This window comes from Cellulosimicrobium cellulans (assembly GCF_001722485.1).
Classification (GTDB): Bacteria; Actinomycetota; Actinomycetes; order Actinomycetales; family Cellulomonadaceae; genus Cellulosimicrobium; species Cellulosimicrobium cellulans_A.
The window spans coordinates 1-9308 of sequence record NZ_LWGL01000129.1 but is presented as its reverse complement, the minus strand read 5'-3'; the positions used below and the strand labels follow the sequence as shown (position 1 = coordinate 9308).

Sequence of the window (9308 nt, the reverse complement as noted above, 5' to 3'; positions counted from 1 at the left end):
ACGACGCGCCGTCCGCCCCGGCGCTGCCCGCGCCCGACCCGCGCGACCCCGTGGCGCGGCGCGAACGGCTCGCGCTCGTCGCGGTCCTGCAGTACCCGCAGCACGTGCCGCCGCTGTTCGACACCCTCGGTGACGACGCGTTCTCCGTGCCCGCGTGGCAGGCGGTGCACGCCGCGATCCGTGCCGCCGGGGGAGTGCGCGAGGGCACCGCGCTCGGGGCGGGCCACTGGGTCGAGGCGGTCGCCGAGCAGGCCGCCGAGCCGGTGCGCGCGCTCGTCACGCAGCTCGCCGTCGCACCCCTGCCGGAGGACCGCGAGAGCGTCGTCGGCGGCTACGTGTCCGGCGTCGTGCGCGGTCTCGTCGACCTCGGGCTGACGCGGCGCATCGCCGACGCGAAGAGCCGGCTGCAGCGTCTCGACCCCTCGGGCGACGCCGACGCGTACCAGGCCGCGTTCGCGCAGCTGCTCGCGCTCGAGACCGAGCGCCGCACGCTCCGCGAGGGCGAGATCGCCTGACGCGTGCCGGGCTGTCGGGAGCCCGGGGACGACGCGACGAAGAGCGTGAGGAACGCGAAGAGCCCGGAACCAGGGGTTCCGGGCTCTTCGCTGTGGGCTCCCGCGGTAGGACTTGAACCTACGACCGTCCGATTAACAGTCGGATGCTCTGCCAGCTGAGCTACGCGGGACCGGCCACGGCTTCACCGTGGCGGCCGGGGAAAACTCTAGCAGGCTCAGAGGGGTAGTCCGGACGCCGACCGCACGCGCCCCTCGGCCGCGTCGACACGTGCCGCGACCTCGGGGTCGTGCAGGTCGACGCCGGGCTCCGCGACCACCTGGGAGAAGAGGCCGCCGTCGCCGTCCCGGCGCACCGCGACCCGCGCCGTGCGCCCGGCGGCGAACGTCACGGTCTCCGACAGCACCACCGACGACTGCACCCGCTCGCGCAGCGTCTGGACGAGCCCGCTGCGGCGCGGGTCGACGAGGCGCAGCTCCAGCGACGCCGACCCGTCGACCCACGTGACCGTGATCGTCGACGGCTCCGGGGAGTACGCGGCCCGGTCGACGTCGGACCACGGGCGGGCCACGACGGCCCGCCCTGCCGGGTCGCTCGTCACGAGCGACGTGCGCGTCGCCACGGCCCACGAGCCGTCGACGAGCTCCGCGGACGCCAGGACGCGGTCACCGGCGCGCAGGTCCAGACTGCGGCGCACGTCGTCGGGCAGCGAGGGGCGGCGGAACCAGGACACGCCCCCACGGTAGCCGCTGCACGAGAGCGGACGTCGTGGTGCCCCGTGCAGGACTTGAACCCGCGACCGAGAGATTATGAGTCTCCTGCTCTGACCAGCTGAGCTAACGGGGCGCGCCGAGAGCATACCGCCCGACCGCGTCGCGTCCGGCGGGCTCGCCGTCGCGCGCGTGCGGTCCGCCGCCCGGCACGGTGTCATGGGGCCCATGGACATCCGCACCAAGCGCGTCTACGACGAGCCGGCGGACGACGACGGGTTCCGCGTGCTCGTGGACCGCCTGTGGCCGCGCGGGGTGAGCAAGGAGCGTGCTCGCGCCGACCTGTGGCTCAAGGACGTCGCCCCGTCGGACGAGCTGCGGCGGTGGTTCCACCACGAGAGCCCGCGGTTCGCCGAGTTCGCGCGCCGTTACCGCGCCGAGCTCGACGACAACCCGGCGGTCGGCGAGCTGCGTGAAGTCGCCGGGAAGCACGACGTCGTGACGCTCCTGTACGGGGCGCGCGACGAGACCGAGAACCAGGCCGTCGTGCTGCGCGACTACCTCACCGGGGAGGGTGCCGGCGCTGCGGGCGCCGGCTGAGCGCCGTCGACCCGCCCCGGCTCGGAGCCGCGGCGCAGGTCGCTCTCGACCGCCCGGCGCAGCCGCGGCCCGACGGGCTTCTCGACGAGGCGGTGGAGCGCGAGGGCAAGCCCGAGGCACACGGCCGTCGCGACGGCGAGCGTCGCCCACGCGGGCAGATGCGGGTGCACCGACTCGATGACCCAGCGGCCCCACGAGGAGTGCACGAGGTACAGCGGGTACGTGAGCGCGCCGAGCGTCGTCAGCCAGCCCCACGGGATCCGCGCGAGCGGCGTGAGCGTCACGGCCGCCACGAGCGCGAAGCAGGCCACGATCGCCGTCCAGTACGTCGCCGGGCCGAGCGTGAGGTCGGTGCTGTTCTCGATCCGCACCGCCTGGATCCGGCCCGAGTGCGCGGCGGCCAGCGCCATGTTCAGCCCGAGGGCGAGCCACAGGACCGGCGAGCGTGGCTCACGCGCGAGCAGGAACAGCACCATGCCGCCCGCGAAGAGCGGCGCGTCCGCCGCGACGAGCACCGTCGAGACGAGCTCGGAGCCGGTCTGGGTCGCGATCGCCCCCACGACGGGCCACAGCGTGACGAACGCGAGCACGCGGCCGCGTGTCAGCCCCAGCCCGACGAGGATCCCGACGAGCACGTAGAACCGCAGCTCCGACCAGAGCGTCCAGTAGACGGCCTCGACGTCCTCGACGCCGAACGCCCGCTGCACCATCGTGAGGTTCAGGACGGCCTGCGGCACGTCGACGTCGCGCCGCCCGGGGGCCACGAGCACGAGCAGGGCGAGCGTGAGCAGCACCGACGCCCAGTACGCCGGCAGCAGGCGCCCCGCGCGCGAGGCGACGAACCCGCGCACGTCCCGGCCCCACGCCGTCATGAGGATCACGAAGCCGCTGATGACGAAGAACAGCTGGACGCCGAACGACCCGAACGCCGCCAGCTGCTGCACGCCCGGCATCACCTCGTCCGTGCGAGCACCCCACGCGTGGTGGTTGACGGCGACGAAGTGGTACAGGAGGACCGCTGCCGCGGCGGCGAAGCGGAGCCCGTCGAGCGCGGCGAGACGCGGGGAGCTGCGGAGCATCCGGCGGACGTTACCAAGTCGTGATGTGCTCGCACCGGGACCGTGCCCGACATGCGCGGTTCGGCGACGGCTGGCAGATTGGCCCGGTCCGGAGACCCCGGCGGCGTACCGACGGCGTCCGACCACGAAGGAGCACCGATGGCATCCACCACGAGCCCGGCACGCAAGGGAGCGGCGGCGCGCAGCGCCCGCGGCAGCAGGACCCTCGAGCTGCTCGCGCGCGCCGGGTACGGCGTGAGCGGTGTGCTGCACCTCGTCGTCGGTGTCCTCGCCGTCCAGGTCGCGACCGGCTCCGCGTCGAGCCAGCAGGCCAGCCAGACCGGCGCGCTGTCGACGATCGCCGGGACTCCCGGGGGCACCGCGCTCCTGTGGTTCGCCGTCGTCGCGTTCGCCGCCCTCGGCCTGTGGCAGCTCACCGTGGCGATCAGCGGCGCGGGCGAGACGTCCGACCGCCTCAAGGCCGCCGGCAAGGCCGTGCTGTACGTGGCCCTCGGCGTGCTCGCGCTCCGGGTCGTGACGGGCTCGTCGGGCGGCGGCGGCCAGGAGCAGAGCCTCACGGCGACGCTCCTGCAGAACCCGGCGGGCAAGGTGCTCGTCGGCTCCGTGGGGGTCGGGATCGTCGCGGGCGGCGTCTACCACGTCGTCAAGGGCTGGAGGAAGAAGTTCCTCGAGGACCTCGAGGGCGGCACGAGCGGGCGCCTCGGTCGCGCCGTCGTCGTCCTCGGACGCGTGGGCTACGTCGCGAAGGGTGTCGCGCTCGGCGTCCTCGGCGGGCTCTTCGTCGTGGCCGCGGTGCAGTCGGACCCGCAGCAGGCCGGCGGCCTCGACGCGGCGTTCGCGACGCTCGCGGCCCAGCCCTTCGGCGCGGTGCTCCTCGTGGCGGTCGGCCTCGGGTTCGCGGCGTATGGGCTCTACTCGTTCGCGCGGGCCAAGCACGCGCGCATGTGACGCGCGCCCCGGTCCGGCCGCGCCCGCCCGACGCCGAGGCGCGGCCTCCCCGTGGAAGAATGCGGGCATGGCGATGAGAGAGATCCGCACCATCCCCGACCCCGTGCTCCGGACGCCGTGCGACGAGATCACCACCATCGACGACCGCGTGCGCTCGCTGGTCGCCGACCTCGTCGAGACGGTGGACCACGAGGGCCGGGCGGGTCTTGCCGCCAACCAGATCGGGGTCAACCTGCGCGCCTTCTCGTGGAACATCGACGACGAGATCGGCTACGTGCTCAACCCGCGCATCGTCGAGCTGTCCGACGACTACCAGGACGGCGACGAGGGCTGCCTGTCGGTGCCCGAGCTGTGGTTCCCGACGCGCCGCGCCTGGTACGCGCGCGTCGTCGGCACGGACCTGGACGGCAACGAGGTCGTCGTCGAGGGCACCGAGCTCATGGCCCGCTGCCTGCAGCACGAGTGCGACCACCTCGACGGCATGCTCTACCTGGACCGCCTCGACCGGTCCGTGCGCAAGAAGGCGATGCGGGAGCTGCGCGCGCACCTCTGACCTCCACGAGCGGGTGGAACCGGCGGCTCGCCGCCGGCAATCCCTCGCGCAACCTCGCGCCGTCGTGCAAGATGGGGCACGCGAGCACGCCGCGACGTACGGGTGCCGGGTCATCGCACCACCCTGGTGAGGACGTTGGGGAAGACGAAACCTCGACCTAGGGAGGCAGACATGGCCGGTGCCATCACCCGCGGTGTTCTTTTCGTGCACTCAGCACCGCGCGCTCTGTGCCCGCACATCGAGTGGGGCGCAGGCAACGTGCTGGGCACGCGCGTGTCCATGGACTGGACGGAGCAGCCGGCAGCGCGCGGGCTCTTCCGTGCCGAGCACTCGTGGCAGGGTGCCCAGGGCACGGGCGCAAAGCTCGCCTCCGCGCTGCGCGGGTGGTCGCACCTGCGGTACGAGGTCACCGAGGAGCCGAGCCACGGCGTCGACGGCGCCCGGTGGTCCCACACGCCGGACCTCGGCATCTTCCACGCCGCGACCGACGTGCACGGCAACATCGTCGTGCCGGAGGACCGGATCCGCGCCGCGCTCGAGCAGGCGCACGACACGTGGGCGATGCGCGAGGCGCTGCACCTCGCGCTCGGCCAGGCGTGGGACGACGAGCTCGAGCCGTTTCGGCACGCCGGCGCGGGCGCTCCCGTGCGCTGGTTGCACCGCGTGGGCTGACCGCAGCCCCTGACGACGCGAGGCCGCCTCCCTTCCCCGGGGAGGCGGCCTCGCGTCGTCAGGCGGTCGTGGTCAGGCGTTCGTCACCGCGAGGGCGACGTTGTGCCCGCCGAATCCGAACGAGTTGTTGATCGCGACGACGTCGCCCTCCGGCAGCGCCGACGGCGTGTCGCGCACGAGCGGCACCTGCAGCTCCGGGTCGGGGTTCTCCACGTTGATCGTCGGCGGGGCGAGGCGCTCCGCGACGGCCTTGATCGTGAAGATCGACTCCAGCGCTCCGGCGCCCCCGAGCAGGTGGCCCGTCATCGACTTCGTCGCCGAGAGCTGGACGTGGTCGGCGTCGTCGCCGAGCAGCGCACGGATGGAGCGCGTCTCGGTGAGGTCGCCCACCTTGGTGGACGTCGCGTGGGCGTTGACGTGCACGACGTCGCGCCCCGTCGCGCCGGCCTCCTCGAGCGCCCGGCGCATCGCGGCGACCTGGCCGCGGCCCTCCGGGTCGGGGGACGTGATGTGGTACGCGTCGGCGGACAGGCCGACACCGGCGAGCCGGGCGTACACGCGCGCACCGCGGGCGGCGGCGTGCTCGGCGCTCTCCAGGACGACGACCGCCGCTCCCTCGCCGAGGACGAAACCGTCGCGGTCGACGTCGTAGGGGCGCGACGCGCCCTGCGGGTCGTCGTTGCGCAGCGACAGCGTGCGGGACGCCGCGAAGGCGGCGATCGGCATGGGGTGGATCGTCGCCTCGGTGCCGCCCGCGACGACGACGTCCGCACGGCCCGCGCGGATCATGTCGACGCCGTAGCCGATGGCCTCCGCACCGGACGCGCAGGCCGAGACGAGCGCGTGCGCGCCCGCGCGGGCGCCGAGCTCGAGCGAGACGTACGCGGTGGGGGAGTTCGGCATGAGCATCGGCACCGTCATCGGCAGCATGCGGCGCGCGCCGCGCTCGCGCAGCGTGTCCCAGCCGTCGAGCGTCGTCCAGATGCCGCCGATGCCCGAGGACACCACGGACCCGAGGCGCTCCCCGTCGACCTCGGGGCTGCCGGCGTCGGCCCAGGCCTCGCGCGCGGCGATGACCGCGTACTGGGTGGAGGGGTCCATGCGCTTGATCTCGGGGCGCGGGAGGACCTCCTCCGGCTTGACCTTGATCGTCGCGGCGAACGTGACCGGGATCTCGTAGCGCTCGGACCAGTCGTTGTCGAGCGGGCGCGCGCCGGACTCGCCGGCGAGGGCGGCGGCCCAGGTCGAGGGCACGTCCCCGCCGAGCGGCGTGGTGGCACCGAGACCGGTGACGACGACTTCACGGACGGCGGGCATGGGGGCTCCTCGAGTGGTTCGACGGGGGTCGGGCGGGCCGGCGGTTCGCGCCGGCCCGCCCGCGGGGCCTGCTGGTGCAGGCCGGGTGCTTCAGGCCTGGGCGCCCGTGATGTACGACACGGCGTCGCCGACCGTCGTGAGGTTCTTGACCTCCTCGTCGGGGATGCGGACCCCGAACTTGTCCTCGGCGTGCGTGACGATCGTCATCATCGAGAGGGAGTCGATGTCGAGGTCGTCCGTGAAGGACTTCTCGAGAGCGACGGCGTCGGTCGGCAGACCCGTCTCCTCGGCGACGATCTCCGCGAGGCCGGCGAGGACTTCCTGCTCGGTGTAAGCCATGGTTTCTCCTTGTCGTGGGCCCGGACGACCCGGTCCCGGTGGCGGCGCTCGGGGCGGGCCCGAACGGTTCTGCGGTACTGGCGAGGACGTGGTCCGTCGGACGACGGCGGTCCGTCCCGGGTGATTCTCCCCTACGGGAGGACGACGACCTGCGCGGCGTAGACGAGACCGGCGCCGAACCCGATCTGCAGGGCGAGGTCGCCGGAGCGGACCTGACCCTCGTCGAGAAGGCGGCGCGTGGCGAGCGGGATCGACGCCGCGGACGTGTTGCCCGTCTCCGCGATGTCGCGGGCGACCGCGACCGTCTCGGGCAGCTCGAGCTGCTTGATCATCTGGTCGATGATGCGCATGTTCGCCTGGTGCGGCACGAACGCCTGGATGTCGCCGGGCGTGACGCCGGCCTCCGCCATCGCCTTGGCGGCGATCGGCGCCATCTGGAAGCTCGCCCACTTGAACACGCTCGGCCCGTCCTGGCGCAGCGTCGGCCAGCCGAGGGACGGGTCCTGGCGCAGCTCGGACCACGCGTGGGTCTGCCGGATGGCCTGGGCCTTGCCGCCGTCGGAGCCCCACACCGTGGGGCCGATGCCGGGCGTGTCGGACGGGCCGACGATCGCCGCACCGGCGCCGTCGCCCAGGAGGAACGAGATCGACCGGTCGGTCGGGTCGATGAAGTCGCTCATCTTCTCGGCGCCGATGACGAGCACGTGGCGTGCGACGCCGGACCGCACGAGCGCGTCGGCCTGGGCGATCGCGTACGTGTATCCGGCGCAGGCCGCCGACACGTCGAACGCGGCGGCGGGCGTCGCGCCGAGGCGCTCCGCGAGGACCGCGGCGGCAGCCGGGGTCTGGTGAAAGTACGTCACCGTGGAGACGATGACGGCGTCGACGTCGGCGCCCTGCAGGCCCGCGCGCTCGAGCGCGTCCCGGGCGGCGGCCTCGGACAGGTCCAGCACGTCGACGTCCGCACCGGCGCGACGGCGTGTGACGATGCCCGTGCGCTGGCGGATCCACTCGTCGGACGAGTCGATCGGCCCGGCGATGTCGTCGTTCGTCACGACGTTCTCGCCGCGCACCCCGCCGATCGCGAGGATGCGCGAGTGGGCCGGTCCGGTGGCCTGCCGCAGCGTCGCGCTCACGCGTCCGCCCCCGCGGCCCCGCCGACGACGGAGTGGCGCGCGACGAGGTCGCGGGCCTTGTCGAGGTCCGCGGGCGACTTCACGGCGACGGTCTCGACGCCGGGCAGCGCACGTCGGGCGAGGCCCGTCAGCACCCCGCCGGGGGCGAGCTCGAGCAGCGCGGTCACGCCCAGCTCGGAGAGCGTCTCCTGGCACAGGTCCCACCGCACGGGGGCGGCGATCTGCGCGGTGAGGCGCCGCACGACGTCCCGGGCCGTCCCGTGCGCGCTGCCCTCGACGTCGATGCGCCCGTACGGCTCGCCGTCGGCGTTCGACAGGAGCGGCAGGCGCGGGTCGGCGACGGTCCAGCCGGCGGCGACCGGCTCGAACGCCTCGAGCGCGGGCTGCATGAACGGCGTGTGGAACGCCCCGGCGACCTGGAGCGGGATGACCCGGGCCTTCGCCGGCGGGTTCTCGGCGAGCGCGGCGAGGCCCTCGTGCGCGCCCGCGGCGACGACCTGGCCGCCGCCGTTGACGTTCGCGGGCCACAGGCCGGCGGCCTCGATCGCGGCGAGGACCTCCTCGGGGTCGCCCCCGACGACGGCGCTCATGCCGCTCGGGCTCGCGGCCGCGGCCTCGGCCATGGCGCGCGCCCGGTGGGACACGAGCCCGACGGCGCCCGCGTCGTCGAGCACGCCCGCCACCGCTGCCGCGGAGAGCTCGCCGACCGAGTGGCCGGCCGTCACGTCGACGACGTCCGCGGCGTCCCGGCCGTCGAGGAGCGCGCGGAGCGCGACGAGCGACGACGCGACGATGAGGGGCTGCGCCACCGCGGTGTCACGGATCGTGTCCGCGTCCGACGTCGTGCCGTGGGCGAGGAGGTCGGTGCCGGCGGCCTCGCCGAACGCCGCGAGACGGTCGGGGACGCCGGGCAGCTCGAGCCAGGGGGCGAGCATTCCGGGGGACTGGGAGCCCTGTCCAGGGCAGACGACGGCGAGCACCCGTCAACTGTGCCAACGCGGCGACCGGGCGCGTCGTCACGAAGCGGACCAACCTTCTCGAAAGCCTTTGTGCCGAACCTACAACCGGTCGGTCAGCGCCCGGACGTGAGCTGTCCCAGCGCGAGCGCGACCTGCAGGACGAACGACTCGCGCGCGTCGAGCGGGTCCCACCCCGTGATCTCCGAGACCTTGCGCAGCCGGTAGCGCACGGTGTTCGGGTGGACGTACAGCGAGCGCGCCGCGGCCTCGAGCGAGCGGCCCGTGCCGAGGTAGGCCGAGAGCGTCTCGAGCACCGAGCCGGTGGCCTCCGCGAGGGGCTTGTAGGCCTGCGCGACGAGGGTGCGCCGCGCCGTCGTGTCCCCGGTCAGCACGCGCTCGGGGAGCAGGTCGTCGGCGAGCACGGGCCGCGGCGCCTGCGGCCACGCGGGGGCGGCGCGCAGCCCGGCGAGCGCCGCCTGCGC

At 74.2% G+C, this 9308-nt stretch carries 11 protein-coding genes, 2 tRNA genes and 1 pseudogene; 5 read left to right on the top strand and 9 right to left on the bottom strand.

Annotation, left to right across the window (positions count from 1 at the left end; all coding sequences use genetic code 11):
- Positions 1-515: pseudogene (locus tag JZ5iCDA_RS13035) on the top strand (DNA primase); the annotation flags it as partial.
- Positions 516-612: 97 nt separating this feature from the next.
- Here JZ5iCDA_RS13035 and JZ5iCDA_RS13030 read toward each other — a convergent pair.
- From JZ5iCDA_RS13030 to JZ5iCDA_RS13020, 3 genes are all read right to left on the bottom strand, one after another.
- A tRNA-Asn gene (locus tag JZ5iCDA_RS13030) sits at positions 613-685 on the bottom strand.
- 45 nt (positions 686-730) lie between these two features.
- Entirely contained in the window at positions 731-1246 is a 516-nt protein-coding gene (locus JZ5iCDA_RS13025; RefSeq protein ID WP_069387570.1) for a hypothetical protein, read from the bottom strand.
- A 36-nt stretch (positions 1247-1282) separates the two neighbouring features.
- A tRNA-Ile gene (locus tag JZ5iCDA_RS13020) sits at positions 1283-1359 on the bottom strand.
- A gap of 92 nt (positions 1360-1451) precedes the next feature.
- On the opposite strand from JZ5iCDA_RS13020, the gene JZ5iCDA_RS13015 reads away from it, so the two are divergent.
- The gene (locus JZ5iCDA_RS13015; RefSeq protein WP_069387569.1) at positions 1452-1823 is read left to right on the top strand and encodes a DUF488 domain-containing protein; all 372 of its coding nucleotides are present in this window, start codon (positions 1452-1454) and stop codon (positions 1821-1823) included.
- Here the strand turns inward: JZ5iCDA_RS13015 and JZ5iCDA_RS13010 are convergent.
- Positions 1781-2902, bottom strand: a complete 1122-nt coding sequence (locus JZ5iCDA_RS13010; RefSeq protein ID WP_069387568.1) for an acyltransferase family protein — start codon at positions 2900-2902, stop codon at positions 1781-1783. The two genes, JZ5iCDA_RS13015 and JZ5iCDA_RS13010, sit on opposite strands and share 43 nt — an antisense overlap.
- 138 nt (positions 2903-3040) lie before the next feature.
- Here JZ5iCDA_RS13010 and JZ5iCDA_RS13005 point away from each other — a divergent pair, with 138 nt between their 5' ends.
- From JZ5iCDA_RS13005 to JZ5iCDA_RS12995, 3 genes are all read left to right on the top strand, one after another.
- Positions 3041-3850: a DUF1206 domain-containing protein gene (locus tag JZ5iCDA_RS13005; protein WP_069387567.1), complete on the top strand. Its 810-nt coding sequence runs from the start codon at positions 3041-3043 to the stop codon at positions 3848-3850.
- Between the two features lie 67 nt (positions 3851-3917).
- Positions 3918-4403: a peptide deformylase gene (gene def / locus JZ5iCDA_RS13000; protein WP_069387566.1), complete on the top strand. Its 486-nt coding sequence runs from the start codon at positions 3918-3920 to the stop codon at positions 4401-4403.
- A 171-nt stretch (positions 4404-4574) separates the two neighbouring features.
- On the top strand, positions 4575-5075 hold the full coding sequence (locus tag JZ5iCDA_RS12995) for a DUF3145 domain-containing protein (protein WP_069387565.1): 501 nt from the start codon (positions 4575-4577) through the stop codon (positions 5073-5075).
- Positions 5076-5147: 72 nt separating this feature from the next.
- On the opposite strand, the gene JZ5iCDA_RS12990 is transcribed toward JZ5iCDA_RS12995, so the two are convergent.
- The 5 genes from JZ5iCDA_RS12990 to JZ5iCDA_RS12970 all read right to left on the bottom strand — a co-directional run.
- Positions 5148-6392, bottom strand: a complete 1245-nt coding sequence (locus JZ5iCDA_RS12990; protein WP_069387564.1) for a beta-ketoacyl-[acyl-carrier-protein] synthase family protein — start codon at positions 6390-6392, stop codon at positions 5148-5150.
- 90 nt (positions 6393-6482) lie between these two features.
- Entirely contained in the window at positions 6483-6731 is a 249-nt protein-coding gene (locus JZ5iCDA_RS12985; protein ID WP_069387563.1) for an acyl carrier protein, read from the bottom strand.
- A gap of 131 nt (positions 6732-6862) precedes the next feature.
- Complete coding sequence (locus JZ5iCDA_RS12980) at positions 6863-7867, bottom strand: beta-ketoacyl-ACP synthase III (protein WP_069387562.1); 1005 nt, start codon at positions 7865-7867, stop codon at positions 6863-6865.
- Positions 7864-8847, bottom strand: a complete 984-nt coding sequence (locus JZ5iCDA_RS12975) for an ACP S-malonyltransferase (protein ID WP_069387561.1) — start codon at positions 8845-8847, stop codon at positions 7864-7866. Before JZ5iCDA_RS12975 ends, JZ5iCDA_RS12980 begins: the two co-directional genes overlap by 4 nt.
- A gap of 92 nt (positions 8848-8939) precedes the next feature.
- Positions 8940-9308: PucR family transcriptional regulator (locus JZ5iCDA_RS12970; protein ID WP_139123103.1), on the bottom strand; the 369-nt coding region annotated here is incomplete at its 5' end.